Origin of the sequence: Chryseosolibacter indicum, assembly GCF_018598585.1 — a bacterium.
Lineage (GTDB): Bacteria > Bacteroidota > Bacteroidia > Cytophagales > Cyclobacteriaceae > Chryseosolibacter > Chryseosolibacter indicus.
On record NZ_JAHESD010000045.1, the window covers coordinates 1 to 21,834 of the forward strand.

Genomic DNA, 21,834 nt, shown 5'->3' on the forward strand with positions numbered 1-21,834 from the left:
GTATTAACTGTAACATCAGGTTGGCTGTTCCAAATATTTTTCAATTCATCAAATGCTTCCATGGTGAACACATTGTGTTAGATTTTTTTTAATTCTGTGAATCCGCACACGAAGGGCTTCTTCGGTTATTCCGAGAACCTCAGAAATTTCCTGATAGCCAATTCCTTCCAGCATCATTAGTGTAGTCATTTTGTCTTGCTCTCCCAGCTTCTGGATGCACCTATACATTTTCTGAAGTTTCTCTTCTTCTTCAAAAGAGTATTGCTCCGCGGCAATAGGAGGGAAGATAGTAGTTGCTCTTTCTATTCGGGTGGACTGCTTGCGCAAATAGAGCAAGCAAGTGTTCGCTGAAATCCGATATATCCAGGTACTGATGCTCGATTCACCACGAAACGTATCCAGTGATTCCCATATTTTTATAAATACTTCCTGAGCTGAATCAGAAGCGAGAGCTTCATTTCCATTAAAGTATCCTTTACAAAGCCTGAATACTTTTGAATAGTGCTGCACAAACAATTCGTTGAAACGCAGTTTTTTATTTACCAGGCTCAATCGTATTATTTTATGTTGTTTAGTAACTTCTCTATAAACCAATCGGGTTGGTCGTACATTAAAAAGTGGCTGGAATTTTCTGCGTAATGTATGACTACGGAAGGTAATTTTTCATACTGCGTTTTATATGTTTTTTCAACCGTTGTTCTGTCGGGATTCGCTGCCCCTAAAATTACTACAGGTATTTTGATTTTGGCAATTGCTTCACGTAAATCCAGATTAAGCATATCAATGTATCCATATACATAAGTTTTTCTATCAGCCTTGTTCATCCAATCGATCAGCGTTTTTTGTTTCTCCGTATTCTTGCACATATAAAGAACAGTGCGGGCATTCATTGCTGCAAAAGAAGCACTGTCCATCTTTAAGATCATGTTACTTTGAGGATTGTCATATGGAATGGGATCTCCTTTGTAATTGGGAATCATTAATGCAGCAGAAGAAGGCAGCGCATCCACCGCAATTATTTTACTGAACATATCTGGCTCAATCGTGGCCAACCACAAGCTCAAGGTGCCACCCAAGCTATGCCCAAGCAATATCGGCTTTTTTAATTTTCTCTCTTTTACGTAAGCAATCACACCATCCTTTATTTTTAATAGCCATGGCCCTTCAATAGGAGTCACGTTGCCAAACCCGGCAAACGTAAAGACATGACACTGATGTGTTTTCGAAAGTTCAGCAACTGCATCGTCCCATACTGCACCTGTGCAACCAAATCCCGGAAACATCAAGATTGGTTGCCCCTTTCCTTTTATAACAACCTGAAAGGCCGATTGTGATTTGGCAGCGAGAACAGAGATTAATAGGAAAAAAAAGATGAATGCTTTTGTTTTCATCGCTTTTGGATTTAAAATTTTCTTTTTGATACATCTCGCCTGAAATTGTTACAGTTTTTTCTGATTATTATTATACGGATTGACAAAAGCAATAAAAACAATGGCGCTTAAATCAACTTCCATCCCTGTAAATTCTATCGCAGCTCAAGTTGGCGCTGGCATTTTCGTTGGTAGAATCTCGAGCGAAGATGTTCATTTATATGAGCAATTCGAGGAGTTTGACATCATTAAACGATCGCATAGAGACGCATACCATTTGTTTTTCTTGCAGGAAAAAGGAACGACAACTCTTGAAATTGATTTTCAAAAACATGCGGTAAGACCTTCATCGGTTATGTTTATTCATCAAAATCAGGTGCATAGAACATTATCGTTTAAAAATGCAACAGTGAGTGTTTGGGCGGTGACGAATGAAAACATAAGTGCTGAATACTTGAAACTACTGGAAGACATTGCACCGGCAAAACCTTTAGCATTAACACAAGAAGCGTTTTCTATTATTTGCGACGCTGTGTCACTTTGCGCGAAATTATCAGCGCGAAAAAACGAAAAGTTGCATCATTTATTATTAAGCGGGAGTTGCAATACTTTGGTCGGATTGGTGATTTCGCAGTATTTAATCCGTTCTAAACCAGCCGGCAAGCTTTCCAGATTCGAGATTATTACCAAAGCGTTTAAAGCAATTTTAGAGCGCAACTTTGCTACAGCTAAACGCCCCAGGGAATATGCTCAACGGTTAAATGTTTCTACTGCATATTTAAACGAATGCATTAAGAATGCAACAGGACATTCTATTTCACATCACATACAACAACGCATAATTCTGGAAGCAAAACGTTTACTTTATCATTCCGACAAGTCAATCAAAGAAATTGCAACTGAACTTGGTTATGACGACTATCCCTATTTTTCGAGACTATTTACGAAAGTTACTGGCATAACACCTATGACTTTCCGAAACAAAAACCACGATTAGTCCAATACTTACCTTTGTTCTTCATTATTTGATATTGCTGTGTAATGTTCCTTTGCATTAAATTCTAAACAGTCAATGATGATTTCGAGCATACCAAAGTGGGTTAGTAATGTATTTGGACATGCATTAAGACCAAACGCAAAAGTTGTAGATACAGTTTATCTAAGTCCGCAAATCAAGAGGATACGTTTTCAAGGTGTCATTTCTAATTGGAGTTTTCAAATTGGGTACGCAAATGTGATTCGTGTGAGTGAGACAGAATTCAGAAATTATACTGTTGCTTATTACGATAAACAAAATAATCTCTTTGATATTTTATTTCATATTCATGGAGATGGAGTTGGAAGCCGTCTTATTCATTCATTAAAGATTAATGATGAACTATTTGTTAGTCCGCCGAGGGGAAAAAAATTATACGATCCAAGTATAAAATACCAATTCTTTTTTGGTGATGAAACTTCACTGGGAGTTGCTAGTGCGTTACTGCCATTATTGAAAGGGAATAATCATCAATTTCAATTTTATTTTGAGTTAGATGAAGTGAATAAAAATATTCCCGAACTCTTAGAATTTCAAAATTGTGTTGTGTACCCTAAAAATGAGTCCTTCAGAAACGAACAATGGATAAGAAATTTACCGGTGTTCAAAACAGATGAATGGAACGCAGCGAATTTTGTGCTGGTTGGAAACGCCAGATCCGTTCAGATGTTCAGAAAAGTTTTGAGAGAGAGAATACAGGGGAATACTTATTCTCAGGGTTATTGGCTTGAAGATAAGAAGGGATTGTAACGATTAATTCAGTTTTTATGATTCATGTATTTAAAACATCAGTAAGACTGAAAAAGGAGGTCATGCAATTGGCACCGTATTTAAATGAGTTGTTAAGGCAAGCCAGGTGGAATTTTGATCTTGAAGATTGCGACAGGATTTTACGTATTGAAACTCCCAGAGAAACAACAGAAACTGTAATCAAATTGTTGCAAAATAAAGGTTTTGACTGCGAAGAATTACCAGATTAAGCTGGTTAATAGGAGGCAGGCACACTGGGCTTGATTCTAGAGCACAGCATAAGCCTTACAAAACATAATGCCCCTTAGCCAACAGCAACATCTGGTTTTAGGGGCATCTTATTTATCTAACTATCAGAGCTGGAAGTGCTGATAAACCTGCAATGTTTTAACACAGAAAGCAGAACACCGAAAGTATGTGATGCACAACTAATGTTGACTAGCCTTTCACTGCAATAGGTGCACTTAACAAAACATCAGGAATCTTAAACGCATTTACTAATGGAACTGCGTCTTGTCGTATATCCCAGCAGAGTTGGTTTAATGTTTTACGGATAGCCTTCGTTTTTGCGCCTGTCATGTAATCATTTTCGAGATACCAACCTTTATTGCGATCAATTTGCGATAATGCAAAGAGTTGACAGAGCTTTTTCAGGATTCTTTTGCAGCCTTCATCTTCCGTTTTCTCTACCTGCAACTGGAATTGCTCAAGTATAATGCGCTCGATGTAGGCGAATCCAACAGCTATCAGGTGATGTTGAGTGACGTTAAAGGCATCAAAGGAATCCATACCACTATCGATATGGCGCTTTAACCGTTTGGCGGCAGAAGTTAATATATGACGTTCCCTGTATTTGAAGGCGTTGAGGTGAAATTCAGGATCAAGTAAATGCTCTTCGTCTGTTTTACGAACTATTAGCGGATTCATTTCGCTGAATGATGTTTTGGCTTGTCCTGCCAGGTAGTTGAGCATGCCAAACAGATCCATGTTGCTGAACTCTTGTTTGAATTCGCTCAATCTGCTCTTAGCCACAAGTTGCATCAACACGGTATTGTCGCCTTCAAAGGTGGTGTAGATTTCCGTATCGTTCTTGAGCCTGTCAATACGGTTTTCAGAAAGATACCCTTTACCACCACAGGCTTCACGGCACTCCTGTAAGCTCTGCGTGGTATTCCAGGTAGCAAATGATTTTAACCCTGCAGCAAGTGCTTCTATTTCCTGGATATCGTCATCGGTTCTGGTTAAAAATCGATTGGTAAGATACTGTAATGCAAAGTGAAGTGCATAGGCATTGGCAAGTAGCGGCATAAGTCTTCGCTGATGCGACCTGTAATTTAAGATAGGTACTTCTGCACCACCTTCCGGTCCGAATTGTTTGCGTTGATCGCCGTAGCGGATAGCTATGGTTAATCCTGATTTAGTAGCGCTTAATCCGGAGCGCGGTATTCCTATTCTTCCGCCTACCAGTGTTCCCAGCATGGTGAAGAACCTCCGGTTGTCACTGGTAATGGGGCTATGGAACTTTCCATCTTCCGTAACGGATGCAAATCGATCGAGCATGTTCTCATGCGGTATTTCAACTTCGTTAAAAATAATCTTACCATTATCCACACCGTTAAGGCCCATCTTTCTGCCACAGTCTTCTATGGTTACTCCTGGTAATGTCTTTTCGTTTGCATCCCGTAAGGGAACAAGAAATGCATTAACACCATAATCTTTGCCATCAATAACCAGTTTTGCAAACACCGTTGCCATCTTTCCATGGAGCGCTGCATTACCAATATATTCTTTCTGCGCCTGGCTGTTTGGTGTATGGATAATAAATGATCGCTTTGAATGATTGTAAGTTGCCGTAGTTTCAATTCCCTTTACGTTAGAGCCGTGTCCTGTCTCTGTCATGGCGAAGCATCCGGGCAATTGAAGTGTGCCTACATCGTGCAGGTATTTTTTGTGATGTTTCTCCGTGCCCAGGAAGTAAATACTCATCCCGAAAAGACCAAATTGAACACCGAACTTTATGACCAAGCTAAGGTCGTGATAGCTTAACGTTTCCATTACGGTGAAGTAACGCGCCATATCGTCTTTACCACCATAGGCAGTAGGATAGCCCATGGCACCGAAGCCCTGTTTGGCGAGTTGTTGACACCATTGGAGAACCTTCTCGCGATATTCAGAAAGACTGTCTGTTTCAATGTATTTAAACGATGGATCTGACAGTACTGATTTTACCTGGTTAATGATGTCAGTATGTTCACCGTCAAGAATTTTGGCAAGCGTATCAATGTTAAAGTTCTGCTGTGTCTTCCTTTGCTGCATGATAGTCTTACGACTTTCAGGCATGAATTGATAAAGCGACTCTTTACTGATTAAGCCCAGGCGTTCTTCTATAGCATGAATATTGTCGCGAACCTGTATAACGTTATTTGCAGTATGATTATCCTGGTGCAGGTTTACCAGCCTGATGCCTATATCAGCCAGTGTTTCTGATGTAGCTTGGTCTTTATTTAATACTTTTCTAATCTCTTCTAACCAAAGTTTAAGATCGTCCGTTGAAGGAGGGTTTGAAGGATCTAAATGATCAAGCAAAAAGGTTTTCTCATTTTCTTTCAGCCAGCTTTGCTTGCTCAGCAAATCCTTTAATAAGTCGACTTCTTCGTTTGTAAGAAGTGTATCTGACCATACCAGGTAATAGATGGGCAGAAATACAAAGAGATTCGGATTTTCCTTTAATGGTTTCGAGTTTATCATCTTGTAAATTAAAGCTTTATAAATTCAACACGTCATGTTCATAGTTTTAACTGCGAACATGAGTTTTACCTCAGCAATTTATCCCTTATTTCTTTCCATGTAATAAGCTGAATCTTTTGTTCTACAATTATTTTTTTACATGCCTCACTTGTGAAGAAGTTATAATCGGCTTGTCTCCAGGCCGAACCATAATCGGGATGGCCAATAGTTACAGCCTGCATTTCGGCTTCGTCATAGGCAGTATGAATTATAATTTCATTTAAACCTGGCTGGATGGATTTTAATACACCCGTGTAAAAACTGGTCATGCTTTTTTTGTAGTCAGAAGGAGATGCAATATATACCTGATCGACAAGTACATCTTTATCTGTAAGAGGTGGCAGGGACATTCTATTATTTAATAACACAGGTACCTTATACTCTCTTCCAAGGTTGATATAAAGCTGTATTAATTCGGGGCTTTGAAAGAGCATGCCCATGTGGCTGTCAAAGTGTGTTGGTTGAATGCCTACCCGTATGGCTTGCTCTATCTGGGACCTGAGTTCACGTTCAACATCTTCTATTTTAGCTTCACTACCGAGGTTAACAGATCCATCTGTAAAATACCCTTCTTTGGTAACCAGACTTTCAACCTGCCTGTTTACGGGACCCCACTTATAGTTCTTCCATTCGCTTGTTAAGGTAAGGTGTAGACCAAGATCTGCATTAGGATGTGCTTTTGCATAAGCAGCAACTTCCAGCAACCAGGGGCATGGCACCATTATACTGGCGGAGTTAACCATTCCTTTTTCAAGCGCTTTAAAGCTTGCTGCATTTTCTGAATGAGATACGCCAAGGTCATCGGCGTGTATGATAAGCAGCTTTGTATCCTTCTCATAACCTAATTTCTCCTGAATGGTTTTCTGTTGTGCCTGAACTTGAATAACAATAAATAATACAATAAAGGGGATAAGTAGTTTCATTGATGTATGATTAAATGTTGGCGTGTATTAATGACACTTACTAATGTATAAATATTTTTCGATAGGATTTTCGGGATATATTTGCCGCAAAATGTTCGTATGGATCTTAGGGGTAAGCAACGGTTTTTTTTGAGTGTATTCTACTTTCTTTCAGGGTTTTGTTTTTCAAGCTGGGCTTCGCGGATTCCTACAATAAAAGCAGAATTTGAGTTTAATGAAGCTGAGCTTGGTACCATTCTGTTATTCATGCCTTTCAGCTCATTATGCGGTATTCCAATTTCCGGATGGCTGGTATCACGCTACGATAGCAGGGTGCCTTTAACTTTTGCCTTTGTTTTTCTTGCTGTTGCTATTTTTGGTATTGGTATGGCAACCTCTACTGTTGCCCTTATTGCGTCTATCTGCCTTTTTGCTTTTAGTATGCGGATATTGAACATCTCCATGAATACGCAGGCTGTAGGTTTACAAAAGTTGTATGAAAAGCGTATAAACGGATCGTTTCATGGGCTTTGGAGTACAGGAGGTATTGTTGGCGTTGGATTTTCGACGCTGCTTGTTGGAATGAAGACGGATATTAGCGTTCATTTAACGGTTGTTGCATTGATAACCTTGGCAGTTACGTTTATATCTTTCAGCAATCTTATTAAAAATGATCGGACCACCTCCGGGAATAAGCTTAACTTAAGGAAGCCGGACCCTTACATTATGTACCTGGGGCTTCTTGTGCTCTTTGCGTCCATTTGTGAAGGAGGTATGTTTGATTGGGGAGGCGTTTATTTCCGGGAGGTTGTTAAGGTTGAACTGTTCACATTGGGTTACCTGCTATTTATGGTATGCATGGCTATATCAAGGTTTGCCTCTGATCGCGTTATTGAAAGCATTGGGTTAGCCAGAACTTATATCTTGAGTTCTTCTTTAATAATTATAGGTATCACCTTGTCCGTTTTATTTGCAACGTTTTGGACATCGTTAATAGGATTTTGTTTTGTCGGATTTGGTACTGCATCCATCTTCCCAATGACTCTACTATTAGCGGGGTCGTCAAAGAAATATTCTCCGGGAATGGGTATATCTATAGTTGCAACTTATGGGATAGTGGGAATGTTTGTTGGTCCTGCGTTAATAGGATACCTGGCTCATGCATTCAATCTGCGCCTTGCTTTTATTGCTTTTGGAATTGCAGGCCTTATGCTTATACCTATTTCTCAGCTTTTTTTTAAGCATCAGAAAAGAGAGCCTGAAGAAAAGATGGTGTAGCGTCATAGTTATCCATCTTCAAAATATTAATTCCAGAATTAGAAAAAGTACGTCCCAGATTGGGCTAACAAGCGTTTATTTATTCTTTGTTCGAATTCCGTTTTCTTTTAATTGGTCCTTTTAACCGCATAAATTCTGTTTTTTTCTATAATCTTTTTATTTGAAAGCCATGTGAGGTACAAGTTGTCACATGTTTTGCGTATAGGGCTGGAGTAAAATTAAAATCATGAAAAAGCCAATTTTCCTAATTGCGGTCCTCTATGCATTTAGTACCGGTGTTAGCTGGGCGCAAAAAGATTCTGTCGACTATTTCAGTTTAAGTCTGGAGGAATTGATGAACATTCAAATCGTTTCAGCTTCAAAAAAAGCTGAAAGCTTATTTGATGCTCCTCTTTCTGCGTCAGTTCTTACAAGAGAAGAAATAAGAAACGCAGGATCTACTTCTATTATGGAAGCGCTGCGATTAATACCAGGTGTAATTGTACGAGAGCAAACAAATGGTAATTACGATATCCACGTTCGTGGTTTGGATAACGTACCTCCTAATTCTTTAATTCTATCGTCAACAAATACCACAACATTGGTGATGATTAATAACCGGCCTGTTTATAATTACCTGCAGGGTGGCACTTTTTGGGAATCATTACCAATAGATTTAAATGATGTTGAGAAGATTGAAGTTGTACGAGGACCATCATCAACTTTGTACGGTCCTAATGCAGTATCGGGTGTTATTAATATCATAACACGTCACACTGATAAGCAGGGATGGAGCGTAAATGGAAGTACCCAATACGGCACACAAAACACGTCAATCCTTAATGGAAGGGCTGCGTATCAATTTAACGATAAATGGAGCGTGGCAGTTTCTGGTAACTATCAAGACAGAGGAAGAGATGTAGTGTATATAAATAACAGAACAGGGGAGAAGGTTACTTCAATCGACGATCTTGGTGCTAGCGATGTAAATGCACGTTATCCGCATCCTGATAAATCGATGATAAAGTATGGTGTAAACAGCACAATAAGTTATTCTCCAAAAGAGAAAGCCCAGTTTAACTTGAATGCAGGGCTACAGGATTCAGAAGTACAGAATATCATGTTTGATAATACAGGATCTTCAACAAACATAAATACTATTACTACAGACTCAAGGTACGTCGATTTCCAATCTTCTACGTATGGGTTAAATACACAAATATCTTATACTGATGCCACGCAATACCCAGTTAAAGGAATGAAAGGATCACAGTATGATTATAATGTAACAGACGCATCCCTTGAATATGAAATTCCCATAAAAGGACTTTCATTAAAACCAGGCGTAACGTATCGTAGTGCAACTTACGATGATTCACGCTATGCAAATGTAGCAGAAAAGGGAGGCATTCTAAATGGTGAAAAAACAATGGAAACCTTGGGTGGTAGCTTACGTGCAGACTACAGCTTGTTGAATGAGAAACTGAGGTTTACAGGCGGCTTGAGAATGGATAAGTTCACTCATCCTGGAGATTGGCTCCTTTCATATCAGGCAGCAGTAAACTATAAGTTAAATACGTCTAATTTATTTAGAGTAGTTTACTCTAAGGCATACCGTTCGCCTTTCATCTTCGATACCTATGTTGATTATCATTCATTACAACCCTTGGCTAACAATATGTTTATGGAAGCATCTTCAACAGGTAATAAAAATCTTGATCTGTTGAATTCGAAGATGTTTGAGCTTGGCTACAGAACCATGCTAAGAAGTAACCTCTCATTGGATATTGAAGGGTATCATACAATAACTGAAAACTATACTGCCCTTATTCTTGGAGCAACTACAATAACACCACAAACAGCTCCTGTAATTGGTCATACTTCTTTGACTATTGAAAATATACCGTTAAAGGTGAGGCAACAGGGTGTGACTGTTTCAGTAAACTACGTTGTTAATAAATTACAGATTAAACCTTTTGTATCATTCCAGAAGACAAAATTGGAAGATTATTCACCTTACTTCTCGTCTACTGCAGCAACGCCGTCAGCAAGTAATAACATGGATCCTGCTACTTATAATTTCAATAACGTGTCAGATGTAGATCATAAGTTCACTCCTTCAGCTTACGGTGGTGCGTACATTAACTATGCATTAAGCAGCAAATTCAATTTTAATCTTAATGCTTATTGGTTCTCTAAGCAGACGTTTTATCACAAAGACAATTTCACATATAAAGACGGTGTGAGAGGTGTTGAAAATATTGATTCTAAGGTATTGTTAAATGCTACCGTGTCGTATGCACCTATTAAACAACTGAGAATATTTGTGAACGGAAGAAATCTGTTGAACAGAAAGTCTATTGAATACTACAATAGCGACGCAACGCCTGCGATGATATTTGGTGGAATTAATTTCGATTTCTAATATTCTATACAACCTGTTAATTTTAAAAACTCCTGACTTTGTTAGGAGTTTTTTTATTTTTTATCCTACTCCTAAAACTTGTTGACATAGGGTTGTCACCCCACCTCCTTTTCTTTGCATCATAAACATAAGGTCAATCACAAATTAAAACTCAAACACCATGGAAAAAGACATCTTAGAACCAGCAACAACCAACAAGGCGGTAGTATTAACAGCTGATGTGCTTCTAAAGCAATGGCAAGGACACAGAGGACTTACAAGAAGGACCATTGAGGCATTTCCTGAGGATAAATTGTTTAATTACTCTATAGGTGGCATGCGTCCTTTTGCTCAATTGGCAATTGAAATGCTAACCATGGGCGCGCCAGGAATTCGTGGTATTGTAACCCGCAAATGGCCTTCTTATGAGCAAGTGGATAGTGAATTTAAGAACATAAAAACGAAGGCGCAGCTTCTTGAAGCCTGGGATAAAGCAACCGAAGAAATTAATGAGCTTTGGCCGCAAATACCAGCTGGACGTTTTCAAGAAATTGAAAAGGTATTTGGTCAGTGGGAAGGCCCGGTTTATTGGTCACTTTTTTACTTTATCGATAATGAAATTCACCACCGTGGCCAGGGTTATGTATACCTTAGATCGTTAGGAATTGAACCCCCTCCATTCTGGGACAGAAACTAATAAATTGAATTGTAAAATTGGCGGTCTCAAAGTCTTATAAGTTAAGTACCGTTATCATTACGAAGTGTGATCCTCATCAAGTTTTGGTATCTATTTAGAGTATTGCTTCACTGCGTTCGCAAAGAAGATTGACTTTTGAGACTGCCTCTTTATTTTGATTTCCCTTCAGCGAAGCACTACTTGTAGTAATAATTTGAATATCGCTTCAGGTTTTCGTTGTTGTACGCAGTAACAGATTGTGTGGGGTATCCCTCTGCGTCGTATTCGTAGGTATAAGACAACGGAATAACTTCAGGAAAGGCACAGCCTACGTAGTTTACATTGTTTGTGATTCGATTACTAATGGAATAATTCCGGAATGAGTAATCCACGTATCCCAAATGCCTGAATGGATTTATTTTCTTATCGTAAATATAAGTCCCATCACTGCAATGTTGACCCCAGCGGCTTGTGTTGTCTTTCACAATGTTCTTTGATTTATACTCAAAGTGATAATTAAAACTTTGATCATTTGAAAAGGTATACGTAGCATCTATAACTCTATCAGTGTAACTATAACTTATGTTTACTTCAGAATCTACGCCAGCAGTGATGTCCTTTCTAATTATTTTCGAAACATTGTTATTCGAGGTATACTCGTAAAACGTTTCTGTATTTAATCGGTTTTGCTCAAAACTGCGATCGGTAATCTTAGATACAAGACCGTTTTCGTAAATTAAAGTTGAATAGCTTTCCGGAATGAATTCGTTGGAAGAATATTTATAGGACGTAATGGTGAGTAACTTTCCGTCAGCATTATAATCGTAAGTTATTTTACTCTCAGGTATAAGCGGCCCGTTCTTTTGCTTCTCTGCATAAGTAATATAATGAGATAATTTTTTTCCAGCAGCGCTGCCTCCGAAAACATAGGTTACCGGATAGGGACCATCAGAACGGTTTTGCCACAGGTAGTTACCTTTTATTGTTTGTTCGTCTGTTATACCAAGTGATATGGTTTGAATTGTATATCGGTATAGTCCTGCTTTGATTGAAATTTCTTTTTCAATACCTGTGTAGTGGAAGTCTTCGTGAGATTTTAGATTTCCTTCTTCGTCATATCCTTTAACTGTTACAATGGCGTCAACATCCTGATAAATAATGTTTCCGATAAGCAATTCAACTTTGAGTTTTATATTCATTAATGATGGTGCTTCAGGTAATTGATGTCCAAACGTTACATAACCGAAACTTTCAGGTGTATCGTTGCTGGTAAGTGCGAGTACAGGCGCTACTACATCTGTAAGTTTGGGTGAACCACTTTTGAATACAATTGGTAAAGATCCTGGTACTACATAAGCCATGTCAGAACCTTTTACAGGAGAGGCGTAAATTGCTTTATTTTCATGATCCAGAACAAGGAAAGAGACAAGCTGATAGTTACCCGGAATTAAGTCAAGACCTTCGCTCGTAAACCCATTACTCGATCTGCTAAATGTTAGATGTTTGTTTTCGTGAACAAGATTTCCTGCCTCGTCTGCAACAGTGACAACAACTGTGGATGGTGTTGTACTATTGGATTGGCCTTCAGCATTTCTTGCAATGTTGTAGGAAAACGAAATGGAATTATTCTGTGTCGAAGAAAATTCTTCATTGTCACATCCCATTAGTGTTAAGAATAACGTTAACACAGGTAATGAGCTTCTAAGGTTCTTCATTGAATAACCTGGAATTAATTAAGTTAAAGATTGAACGGGAAGGTTTATGGTCGGTAGTGCCTTTTAACTGATTAAAGCAGCAAAAGGTTTTGGTTTTCCGTAAGAAATTTCATTTAATTTATGGGTTCAATTAAAGCAAAGCATCAGTCGATGCTTAAAATGAATATATAAGAAACAATGCCAGTGAAAGTACTTATCGTTGATGATGAATCACTAGATCTATTTATAAGTAAAAAGATATTAAGTTTTCAATATGAAGTTTCCGGGTTCACCTCAGTTGATGAAGCTATAGGGTGGGCAAAGGAGAACACCTTTGAAGCTGTATTGGTAGATTATTATCTTACCGCAGGCGTTACTGCTGGTCAGGTGTTAAAGCAGCTTACTTCTGTAAAGCCGAAAAGTTATAAGGCTTTTGTGCTTTCCAGTTTTGTTGGAGATGAGCAGATTAAAGAGCTTAAGAAGCTTGGTTTTGATGATGTAATTTTAAAGCCACTTACCATTGAACGTTTTCAGGAAGCAATTGCTAAATGATAACTTGGATTAGCTAATAATTACTTCGGCTAAGGTATTTACCTGGCTTTTCGGGACAGAGAAAGAGAAGATGGAGCCCTTACCCACTTCGCTTTCCACCCATATTCTGCCTCCATTCTTTTCGACAAATTCTTTACAAAGAATCAGTCCCAGGCCTGTTCCTTTTTCGTCTGCTGTGCCTTTGGTAGAATGTTTTGTGTCTATTCTAAAAAGTTTGTTTAGAATGTCTTTACTCATTCCTACGCCTGTATCAGTAACAGAGATAATAAATTCATTTGTGTTTTCCCTGGCGGATAAGGTAATTGTCCCTCCCTCAGGAGTAAATTTAATGGCATTCGAGGTAAGGTTTCTGATAACCGTGTTTATAGAATGTTTGTGGAGGTCTACATTCAACGGATTCAGATTTGAATTTACAAGTGTTATTTTTTTGTTCTGCGCCTGGGCCGCCAGAAGTTGCCTGTTACCTTCGAGCAGTTGATTAAGGTCAAATGGTTCTGGTTTAAACTCAATGTTACCTGTTTGTGATCTTGACCACTCAAGAAGATTCTCAAGCAGATCAAATAAGTTCTTTAATGATTTATCAAGGTCTTTTGCCAGCATCCTGATCTCATCTTTGCTGAGGCTGTCTGTATGGTTGATAAGCAAACCTGAGAAAGATGTAAAGGAGTTTAACGGGCCTTTCAGGTCGTGACTAATAATAGAGAAGAATTTGTCTTTTGTTGCGTTTAGTTCCTGTAGCTGAAGGTTCTGCTCCTGTACAGTTTTATTGGCAGCTTGCAGCTTTTTGTTAGACCTGCGTTGTAATATATAACTTACCAATATCAATACTACAATTATGGTACCTAATCCAAGAATGGTAAAGAGTAGTTTTTGGAGTTCTTTCTGCGCCGCTATTTTACGTTCACTTTGAGTACGGATATTTTCGAGCCTGGCTATAACAGATTCTTTTTGATTGAGGGTGTGCTTATTCTGGGTCTCATCTACTTGTTTGGCATCTTTTTCAAGGGAAATCAGCTCATTGAGAAGCACATATTCTTCCTTATACTTCAGTGCGTTGCTATAGTCTTTCAGTGCTTTATAACACTCACTCAGGTGTTCATAAGTTTTGAGTAATACAAGTTGATCTTTTAAAACCTGACCTTCTTCCATTGCTTTTAAAAAAGCAGTTACCGCTTTTTCTATGTTATTCTGACTTTGATAAAGAATACCGAGGTTGTTATAGGTCTCTGCAAGTCCCTTTTTGTCTTTGAGTTTTTGTCTGATTTCAACCGCTACTTCAAAATTTGCCAGTGCTTTTCCCTCGTTCTTCATGAGCCAGTAAAGCTCGCCAATATCATTTAGCGACTGGGCTTCTCCCTTCTTATCACCAAAATTTCTTCTTAACGATAAGGCTTTTTTATGTGTGACAAGGGCTTCATCATAATTATCCTGAAGTGTAAGCAGGTGAGCAATATTGAATAATGCTTCAGCTTCTACACCAGCATCTTCAATTTGCTCTGCATACCTCAGCACATTCTGATAGTAATCATAAGCGCCTTCCCGGTTTTTAAGCACCGCGTTAATTTTTCCTAGTTTGTTCAGGATGTGGACCTGGGTGTAATAATTCTCGGTGGGGTAGTTTATTTCACGGGCTTGTTCCAGGTATTGAACACTCTTCTGATTATCATTTACTTCTTCAAATACCTGTGCAATGGCGATGTAACTTATTACTTTTTCGTCAATAAGCTTAAGTGAATCCTCAATAGATAAACCTTTAATGAAATGGTTCATCGCAGAATCATAATTGAACCCTACCAGGTAAAGGAGACCAAGCTCGTTATGAAGTTTTGCTGCAGTAATAAGGTCTTGAGCTTCTTCGGCATCCACTACTTTTTGCTCATTCTGCTTAATAACTGTTTCAATTTGTTTATTGTTGGAGCTGAAAAAGCTTTTATACCAGTCCAAAAGTGGTTCACTGCTCTGTGCTGATAATGTAGTATTTAAAACTATCAGAACGAGAAGTGTAAAGCCAAATTTGATCTTTGATAACATCCGAAAAAAATTTCTCAAAATTGAATAAAAAGCGGGAGGATATTAAATGGAAGTTATGCCGAAACTTACATTTTAAATTACGAGGGAAAGCACCTTTCTGATTTAATCTGTATTTTTTCGGCAAGAAAGTTCCTAAGTGATTATGAAATAGCTCCGCCTTCCAATCGCCGCTGCGAATTTACCAACGTCAATTGCTTAGGTTTGCCTTGATGACAATCTACTATAGGGTAGTGTTTGTCATTTATACCTGCCATTCGTGCTCCTTCCCGGTTCATTAAACGATTTAACGGCTTTGATATTACTTTACCATAAGCCGCTTGATTGTTGCTGGCTACTGTCAGATAAATCTCTGCAACGTAAATACCGGGGAAACTCTTGAGCAGGAGGAAAGAAACCCTCAGCAAAACTTCCGGCAATGAAAGGATATCATGACCCACTCTCTTACATAAATTCTCCTCGGCGTCAACGTTGTTGGAAGCAAGGCTATGCCTGCTTATTGTAACAAATTAGACAAAATGGTACGGTACCTTAAAGATCAGGCTGTCAAAGACAGCCCTCGGTTATCGACAGTTGCATGAAGTTTAAACAACAAACCAATTTAATAGGTTAACAAGACGCCACTTCAATCGGCTAGTGACACCGGCTTTTTAGCGTGTAATGGCATAACCTTTTTATTATTCAACGCCGACTTCAATGATTGGAAATGAATAGGAAGATATCTAAAAAGCAAAAAATATTTCGCGTATTGCTGATTTTGGTGGTGTTGGTTGTGGCTGTGAGGCTGGCACTTCCTTATGTTATTTTGAAATATGCTAATAATACCTTGGACAGGAAGCTTCCAGGATACAGAGGTCATATCAATGATATAGATCTCTCCATAATCAGGGGCGCTTATAAAATAGACAGTATCTACATTAATAAAGTCGATACCGTTACAAAAAAGGAAACTCCTTTTTTTGCAGCTTCTCTTATTGACCTTTCGGTAGAATGGAAAGCCCTTTTAAAGGGAGAGGTTGTTGGCGAGGTCATCTTCGATAAGCCTCTGCTTCGGTTTACCAAAGATAAAGTAGAGCCTAAAGATGTAAAGGAAGATTCAACGGGATTTAAGCAAGTACTTGATAACCTTATGCCGCTTAGTATTAACCGTTTTGAAGTGAAGGACGGGAACATACAATACATTGATGAACACTCGACCCCAAAAGTCGACATTAACATGACGAATACCGACATCATAGCTCTGAATTTGAGAAATAGTTATGATTCTGCTGAAATGCTTCCTGCAAGCATTTACGCCAAAGCAAATATTTACGACGGTACACTTACATTAAATGTAAAATTGAATCCCCTTGCGGAAGTACCAACTTTTGATATGAACGCTGAGATAAGAGATACGAAACTTGTAAAAGTTAATGATTTCTTTAAGGCTTATGCAAAGATTGATGTGAACGCAGGTACTTTTGGACTTTACACGGAGCTCGCCGCAAAGGATGGAAGATTTGACGGTTATGTAAAACCAATTCTTAAAGACCTTGATATTCTAGGACATGAAGATAGAAAAGATAACCTTTTCAGAAAAGCGTGGGAAGCGGTTGCGGGAGGTGTGGCAGAGGTTTTTGAGAATCAACCCAAAGATAGAGTTGCAACTAAAATTCCATTACAGGGATCAATAAAACAACTGGATACTAATGTTTGGTATGCAATAGGCATTGTCTTGCAAAATGCATTTATCCAGGCGTTGCAACCTTCCATCGATCAGGAGATCAACATTGCTTCTGTAGGTAATGTTAGAGATCAGAAAAAGAATCTACTTGAAAAGGTGTTTGGAGGTAAGGACAAGAAAGACGACAAAAAAGATAAAGACAAAAACGATAAAAAGGATTAATTGAAAGAGTGGTTTTTTGAAAAATGTTCGACAATGAGCCTTTTTTGCCTTAGACGATCATTTTCTGATACAATACTTTTATGTTCCATCCGTCTCATAAGGCAGAACATCAATAATGGAACTTGATATCGCCATAAACCTGATTAGAAGCGGTGTAGAAGATTTGGGAGGGCCGCAAGTTTGGAGTGACCTGGGAGCAGGAAGGGGTTTGTTTACCCAGGCACTTTCAACACTGCTACCAGTGCAAAGTAGCATTTATGCTATTGATAAAGAGGAGACTGCCCTTGCTCATATTCATGTTAAGGCCGGAATTACATTGCATAAACTAAGGTTAAATTTTATTCATGACGATCTCCCGGATTTAAAGTTAGATGGTGCGATTCTCGCAAACTCCCTTCATTACGTTAAGGACAAACATTCATTTCTCGCAAAGCTTGGTAATTCATTAAAAGCAGATGCACGTATTATCTTGGTAGAATACGATACGGATGTTCCCAACCAATGGGTCCCCTATCCTTTAAGTTTTACTTCTGCAACAAAGCTCTTTTCTCAAAAGGGATATAAATCAATACAAAAAATAGGAGAGACAATTTCCGTATATCAACGTGCTAATATTTACGCTTCTCTAGTTCGTTAGAGTGATCCTGTCTTAACGACTTTTTCTATTAATACTTAAATAAGTCCGCTTTCTGGTCGCTAGCGGATTTTATTAATCCTCTCGGTAGAAATGCCTGTCTGGTGGCATTAGATTTTTCAGGCTAGCCTTTAAAGCACTGCCTATGAATCAAGTCTACATCAACAAAACTAAATCAATTCTCATGTCTCAAATTTTACCAGATTATTATGAAAAGTGTAGGCTCTCTTATCTTTCTATTGGCAGTTTGTAGCGTTGTAAACGCACAGCAAAGTACATTACTTAGCTCAATAGCTGGGGTTGATCGCATGTCTGTGGTAAAAACCAGTATTGCAGTCCCATCATGGAATGAGAAATCATTCTGGCCATTATACGAACAGTACCGCGAAAACATCAATGATAAGTCGTTGATCATGTACCGCGCTTTGGATCAATTTGCACACATCGGCAGAAATACTTCCGACGAAGAAGCGTTAGCACAGGCACAACAGATGCTTGCGTCTCGTACTGCCGACCTGGCAGTAAAACGCGAGTACTACGAGAAGATTACCCAAGAGTTTAACGGTGTGGTAAGCTTTCAGTTTTTGCAAACAGAGATGTTACTTGATATGATGGAAAGTGCTGGCTTATATGAGCAAACGCGCTGGAAGAACTTTCGCTTTCATCCAACCGCGTTGTCTTCACCTGATTTTAGAAGAGTGAAGTATAGCCTTATAGCAAATGCTGTAGAACTTCCGGAAGAGAAGGCTGAAGATTTCTACTGGATTTATTCGAGGTATGAAGAAGATTGTAATGATTTGCTTGGTGAGAACTATGACATTGTAGGCTTATATGCTGGTGAACCTTCCGATTATACTCCTGCAATAGCAAAACAACTTGGATCAAATCTTTTAACCATTTTAGAGCGTGAGAATAAGTTAAAGGAAAAATACTTCAAAAAAATGAGTGAGGAGGTCGGCGCTTCCCTTGCGTCACGCTTTCTGGCTTGGGAAGATTACTACTCCCTTATCAGTAAAATGAGCGCATGGGCCGATACACCATAATTGCATTTTAAGTTTACACTTCTGGTTTTTACCTTGCTGTTAAAAAATACTTATGGCGGCAACTCCTTCTGTAATGATTCCGCTCGGCACTGTCGCAGCGGATTTTAACCTTTACGATATCGTCTCTGAACAGGACCTGTCATTACAAACCTTGAGGGGTGAACGGGCTACGGTAATCCTGTTTATTTGCAACCACTGCCCATATGTAAAGCTTCTTAACAATGAAATTGTAAAGGTGGCAAATGAGTATAAATCAAAGGGTGTGAATTTTATTGCGATCAGTTCAAATGATGCTTCTCAATATCCTGACGATGGACCTGAAGAAATGAAGAAAGTTGCTAAGGCTCTTTCCTATCCTTTTCCTTATTTGTATGATGAAACGCAGGAGGTAGCCCGACTTTATGATGCAGCTTGTACACCGGATTTTTTTGTTTACGATAAAAATTTAAAACTTGCTTACCGCGGACAGTTTGATGATGCAAGGCCTAAAAACGAAGTTAAGCCTACCGGAAGAGACCTTCGCAAGGCTCTTGATTTGATGATAAAGGGAGAAACGGTTCCTGATAATCAAATACCCAGCATAGGATGTAATATCAAATGGAAAAAGTAACAGGTTACGCGTGAATTAATGCTTACCTTCGTAAGATAACGCCTACACATGCGGCCTTCACAACTACAGGAACTAAGGGATAAAGGTCTTATATCTCATGACCAGCACACGCACTTACATGCTGTTCTTACGAAGAAGATCTTTTCAGTTTTTTATGAATTAAGAACGATATTATATCTGGGTGTACTATTGTTCACAACAGGTATAGGTATTCTTATTTATAAAAACATTGGGGAGATTGGCCACCTTCTTAGCATTATCGGTCTTTTTGCGTTAACTGTTGGATGCTTTGTATACGCTTTCCGTTTTGCACATCCTTATAGTGATCGCCGCATAAAGCCCCCAACGCCATTTTACGATTACATTGTATTACTCGGATGTTTACTTTTTATTTCAGTAATAAGCTATGTTCAACTACAGTATAGTCTGTTGGATAACGGCATGGGTATTACCACATTGATTACCGCACTATTCTTTTTCTATGCTGCTTATAGGTTTGATCATATCGTCGTTCTGTCACTTGCAATTACAGCCTTAGCTTCATTCTGGAGTATTGCAATATCTCCACAAAAATGGTATAGCGGAGATTTTATCACAGAGTCTAACCATCATAATACAGCCATTATATTTGGCGCTGCAATTGGCATTTGGTCGTATATTCTGGATAGGAAAGAGATTAAGGAGCACTTCACTTTTACGTACATGAATTTCGCAAGCCTGGTTTTCCTGGCAGGAGCGCTTTCAGGGATGTTCATAGATGAGCACATTTATTTGTTATACCTGCTTATCCTTTACCTTGGTTGTGGCGCAACCATATTATTTGCGCATAAAAAGAAGTCGTTCTTGTTTCTCTTATACGCCTTTGTTTTTGGATACATAGGTACTACCTATTTGTTAAGTGATGTTTTCTTATACGAAACCGGTCTCTGGTTCTTTTACCTCCTGATTTCATGCGGAACATTCATTTACTTCATTATCCGATTTAAAAATTACTTCAAACGTGCAGAATGAAAAGTGTTTATAATCAATTATGGCTTCAAAACCTTGAATTGGTAAAAGATGCGAAGCAGTGGTTAAAAAGCGGATTTATATCTAAAGAACAATACACTGCTATATCTGAAACGTATAAGTCACAGTTTTATCACCCTAACTTTACCATTCGGATACTGTTATTCATTGCGACACTGGTAGCCATTTCAGGCGTAACGGGAATGCTTACGCTTATGGTATCAAGTGCAGGCGAGGATGCTCTTGCAGTGATAGTACTTTTATATGGATTCACAGCTTTCTTCATCCTCGATCGTATTTTTATTGCTAATTATAACCATTATAAGTCAGGAGTTACAGAAGCGATTCTTTATTACGCTTGCGGCCTTACTATTGGAGGAGCTTCATGGGTTGCCGACTTTGATTCGCTAGTTGTTAACCTTGCCTGTATTATTATACTATCCTTTGCCGCCTACAGGTACCTTGATATTTTATGTACGATAGGTGCCTGCCTTTCTGTTAGCTACCTCATCTTCGACGAATGTTACGAAATGGGTTCCGCCGCACAACAAAGCATGCCTATTGTGTTCATTATTATTTTTACTCCTGTAGCACTTTACGTGAGGCGTCTTAAAAAGAAGGAGCCTGCAGAGCTATGGTACAATTGCCTTACAGCGATAGAAGTACTCAGTCTTATTACTATTTATGCGGCTGGAAATTATTTGGTTGTTAGAGAGCTAAGCACGGAGTTGATGAACTTAGATTTGGTTGAAGGTGAAAACATACCGCTTGCTTTTGTTTTTTATGTACTCACAGTAATCATACCGATTTTATATTTGTATCTCGGTATAAAAAAGAAGGACCTTGTTCTTCTTCGCGTAAGCTTAATTGTATTGGCTTTCTCTGTTTTTACATTCAAGTACTATTATAGCTTAGGCTATCATGAGATTACATTAGTGGTGTCAGGCATGATACTCATTACAATTGCACTTGCATTGTTTAAATACCTAAAAACCTTCAAGAACGGTTACACCGCAAACGAGCTGCTTTTGGAGAAATGGGCAGGTGCAAACCCTCAAGCTTTCATTATTTCACAAACACTCGGAGATAATAGAGTTACTGTTGACGAATCATTTAATGGGGGAGGAGGAGGCTTCGGTGGAGGAGGAGCAAGCGGAAGCTATTAGTTTTCACGTGGTGAATTAGGATAATGCATCAG

General features: G+C 38.7%; 19 protein-coding genes. 13 read left to right on the forward strand and 6 right to left on the reverse strand.

Going from position 1 to position 21,834, the window contains the following annotated elements:
- Nucleotides 1-48 precede the first annotated feature (48 nt).
- Nucleotides 49-552, reverse strand: a complete 504-nt coding sequence (locus KK060_RS17095) for an RNA polymerase sigma factor (protein WP_254154988.1) — start codon at nucleotides 550-552, stop codon at nucleotides 49-51.
- A 5-nt stretch (nucleotides 553-557) separates the two neighbouring features.
- Entirely contained in the window at nucleotides 558-1,391 is an 834-nt protein-coding gene (locus KK060_RS17100) for an alpha/beta fold hydrolase (protein WP_254154989.1), read from the reverse strand.
- Between the two features lie 100 nt (nucleotides 1,392-1,491).
- Here KK060_RS17100 and KK060_RS17105 point away from each other — a divergent pair, with 100 nt between their 5' ends.
- From KK060_RS17105 to KK060_RS17115, 3 genes are all read left to right on the forward strand, one after another.
- A complete protein-coding gene (locus KK060_RS17105) occupies nucleotides 1,492-2,367 on the forward strand; it encodes a helix-turn-helix domain-containing protein (RefSeq protein WP_254154990.1) in 876 nt (291 codons plus the stop codon).
- A 75-nt stretch (nucleotides 2,368-2,442) separates the two neighbouring features.
- On the forward strand, nucleotides 2,443-3,156 hold the full coding sequence (locus KK060_RS17110) for a siderophore-interacting protein (RefSeq protein ID WP_254154991.1): 714 nt from the start codon (nucleotides 2,443-2,445) through the stop codon (nucleotides 3,154-3,156).
- A gap of 17 nt (nucleotides 3,157-3,173) precedes the next feature.
- Nucleotides 3,174-3,386, forward strand: a complete 213-nt coding sequence (locus KK060_RS17115) for a hypothetical protein (RefSeq protein ID WP_254154992.1) — start codon at nucleotides 3,174-3,176, stop codon at nucleotides 3,384-3,386.
- A 208-nt stretch (nucleotides 3,387-3,594) separates the two neighbouring features.
- Here KK060_RS17115 and KK060_RS17120 read toward each other — a convergent pair whose 3' ends face one another.
- Both KK060_RS17120 and KK060_RS17125 read right to left on the reverse strand, forming a co-directional pair.
- Nucleotides 3,595-5,904: an acyl-CoA dehydrogenase family protein gene (locus KK060_RS17120; protein ID WP_254154993.1), complete on the reverse strand. Its 2,310-nt coding sequence runs from the start codon at nucleotides 5,902-5,904 to the stop codon at nucleotides 3,595-3,597.
- A 65-nt stretch (nucleotides 5,905-5,969) separates the two neighbouring features.
- Entirely contained in the window at nucleotides 5,970-6,866 is an 897-nt protein-coding gene (locus KK060_RS17125; RefSeq protein WP_254154994.1) for a polysaccharide deacetylase family protein, read from the reverse strand.
- A gap of 129 nt (nucleotides 6,867-6,995) precedes the next feature.
- Here KK060_RS17125 and KK060_RS17130 point away from each other — a divergent pair, with 129 nt between their 5' ends.
- From KK060_RS17130 to KK060_RS17140, 3 genes are all read left to right on the forward strand, one after another.
- Complete coding sequence (locus KK060_RS17130) at nucleotides 6,996-8,123, forward strand: MFS transporter (RefSeq protein WP_254154995.1); 1,128 nt, start codon at nucleotides 6,996-6,998, stop codon at nucleotides 8,121-8,123.
- 226 nt (nucleotides 8,124-8,349) lie between these two features.
- Nucleotides 8,350-10,527, forward strand: coding sequence for a TonB-dependent receptor plug domain-containing protein (locus KK060_RS17135; protein WP_254154996.1), 2,178 nt, complete (start codon nucleotides 8,350-8,352; stop codon nucleotides 10,525-10,527).
- 160 nt (nucleotides 10,528-10,687) lie between these two features.
- The gene (locus KK060_RS17140) at nucleotides 10,688-11,203 is read left to right on the forward strand and encodes a DinB family protein (RefSeq protein WP_254154997.1); all 516 of its coding nucleotides are present in this window, start codon (nucleotides 10,688-10,690) and stop codon (nucleotides 11,201-11,203) included.
- Nucleotides 11,204-11,379: 176 nt separating this feature from the next.
- Here KK060_RS17140 and KK060_RS17145 read toward each other — a convergent pair whose 3' ends face one another.
- Complete coding sequence (locus tag KK060_RS17145) at nucleotides 11,380-12,897, reverse strand: hypothetical protein (protein ID WP_254154998.1); 1,518 nt, start codon at nucleotides 12,895-12,897, stop codon at nucleotides 11,380-11,382.
- A 177-nt stretch (nucleotides 12,898-13,074) separates the two neighbouring features.
- Between KK060_RS17145 and KK060_RS17150 the strand changes: the two genes are divergently transcribed.
- Nucleotides 13,075-13,428: a response regulator gene (locus KK060_RS17150; protein WP_254154999.1), complete on the forward strand. Its 354-nt coding sequence runs from the start codon at nucleotides 13,075-13,077 to the stop codon at nucleotides 13,426-13,428.
- A gap of 9 nt (nucleotides 13,429-13,437) precedes the next feature.
- Here KK060_RS17150 and KK060_RS17155 read toward each other — a convergent pair whose 3' ends face one another.
- Complete coding sequence (locus tag KK060_RS17155) at nucleotides 13,438-15,459, reverse strand: ATP-binding protein (protein WP_254155000.1); 2,022 nt, start codon at nucleotides 15,457-15,459, stop codon at nucleotides 13,438-13,440.
- A gap of 703 nt (nucleotides 15,460-16,162) precedes the next feature.
- Between KK060_RS17155 and KK060_RS17160 the strand changes: the two genes are divergently transcribed.
- From KK060_RS17160 to KK060_RS17185, 6 genes are all read left to right on the forward strand, one after another.
- Nucleotides 16,163-17,341, forward strand: a complete 1,179-nt coding sequence (locus tag KK060_RS17160) for a DUF748 domain-containing protein (RefSeq protein WP_254155001.1) — start codon at nucleotides 16,163-16,165, stop codon at nucleotides 17,339-17,341.
- A gap of 115 nt (nucleotides 17,342-17,456) precedes the next feature.
- Nucleotides 17,457-17,978 carry a class I SAM-dependent methyltransferase gene (locus KK060_RS17165; RefSeq protein WP_254155002.1) on the forward strand — a complete coding sequence of 174 codons (522 nt, stop codon included), beginning with the start codon at nucleotides 17,457-17,459 and terminating at the stop codon, nucleotides 17,976-17,978.
- 206 nt (nucleotides 17,979-18,184) lie between these two features.
- Nucleotides 18,185-19,018 carry a hypothetical protein gene (locus tag KK060_RS17170; protein ID WP_254155003.1) on the forward strand — a complete coding sequence of 278 codons (834 nt, stop codon included), beginning with the start codon at nucleotides 18,185-18,187 and terminating at the stop codon, nucleotides 19,016-19,018.
- Nucleotides 19,019-19,070: 52 nt separating this feature from the next.
- Nucleotides 19,071-19,628 carry a thioredoxin family protein gene (locus KK060_RS17175; RefSeq protein ID WP_254155004.1) on the forward strand — a complete coding sequence of 186 codons (558 nt, stop codon included), beginning with the start codon at nucleotides 19,071-19,073 and terminating at the stop codon, nucleotides 19,626-19,628.
- Nucleotides 19,629-19,676: 48 nt separating this feature from the next.
- Entirely contained in the window at nucleotides 19,677-20,639 is a 963-nt protein-coding gene (locus KK060_RS17180) for a DUF2157 domain-containing protein (protein ID WP_254155005.1), read from the forward strand.
- The gene (locus tag KK060_RS17185; protein WP_254155006.1) at nucleotides 20,636-21,802 is read left to right on the forward strand and encodes a hypothetical protein; all 1,167 of its coding nucleotides are present in this window, start codon (nucleotides 20,636-20,638) and stop codon (nucleotides 21,800-21,802) included. Before KK060_RS17180 ends, KK060_RS17185 begins: the two co-directional genes overlap by 4 nt.
- Nucleotides 21,803-21,834 lie beyond the last annotated feature (32 nt).

Bases quoted from the DNA above. Each gene is read 5' to 3' on its own strand.
- KK060_RS17110 (WP_254154991.1), top strand. From the start codon at position 2,443: ATGATGATTTCGAGCATACCAAAGTGGGTTAGTAATGTATTTGGACAT.
- KK060_RS17160 (WP_254155001.1), top strand. From the start codon at position 16,163: ATGAATAGGAAGATATCTAAAAAGCAAAAAATATTTCGCGTATTGCTG.
- KK060_RS17150 (WP_254154999.1), top strand. From the start codon at position 13,075: ATGCCAGTGAAAGTACTTATCGTTGATGATGAATCACTAGATCTATTT.
- KK060_RS17140 (WP_254154997.1), top strand. From the start codon at position 10,688: ATGGAAAAAGACATCTTAGAACCAGCAACAACCAACAAGGCGGTAGTA.
- KK060_RS17185 (WP_254155006.1), top strand. From the start codon at position 20,636: ATGAAAAGTGTTTATAATCAATTATGGCTTCAAAACCTTGAATTGGTA.
- KK060_RS17105 (WP_254154990.1), top strand. From the start codon at position 1,492: ATGGCGCTTAAATCAACTTCCATCCCTGTAAATTCTATCGCAGCTCAA.
- KK060_RS17120 (WP_254154993.1), bottom strand. From the start codon at position 5,904: ATGATAAACTCGAAACCATTAAAGGAAAATCCGAATCTCTTTGTATTT.
- KK060_RS17145 (WP_254154998.1), bottom strand. From the start codon at position 12,897: ATGAAGAACCTTAGAAGCTCATTACCTGTGTTAACGTTATTCTTAACA.
- KK060_RS17180 (WP_254155005.1), top strand. From the start codon at position 19,677: ATGCGGCCTTCACAACTACAGGAACTAAGGGATAAAGGTCTTATATCT.
- KK060_RS17135 (WP_254154996.1), top strand. From the start codon at position 8,350: ATGAAAAAGCCAATTTTCCTAATTGCGGTCCTCTATGCATTTAGTACC.
- KK060_RS17100 (WP_254154989.1), bottom strand. From the start codon at position 1,391: ATGAAAACAAAAGCATTCATCTTTTTTTTCCTATTAATCTCTGTTCTC.
- KK060_RS17175 (WP_254155004.1), top strand. From the start codon at position 19,071: ATGGCGGCAACTCCTTCTGTAATGATTCCGCTCGGCACTGTCGCAGCG.
- KK060_RS17115 (WP_254154992.1), top strand. From the start codon at position 3,174: ATGATTCATGTATTTAAAACATCAGTAAGACTGAAAAAGGAGGTCATG.
- KK060_RS17170 (WP_254155003.1), top strand. From the start codon at position 18,185: ATGAAAAGTGTAGGCTCTCTTATCTTTCTATTGGCAGTTTGTAGCGTT.
- KK060_RS17125 (WP_254154994.1), bottom strand. From the start codon at position 6,866: ATGAAACTACTTATCCCCTTTATTGTATTATTTATTGTTATTCAAGTT.
- KK060_RS17155 (WP_254155000.1), bottom strand. From the start codon at position 15,459: ATGTTATCAAAGATCAAATTTGGCTTTACACTTCTCGTTCTGATAGTT.
- KK060_RS17165 (WP_254155002.1), top strand. From the start codon at position 17,457: ATGGAACTTGATATCGCCATAAACCTGATTAGAAGCGGTGTAGAAGAT.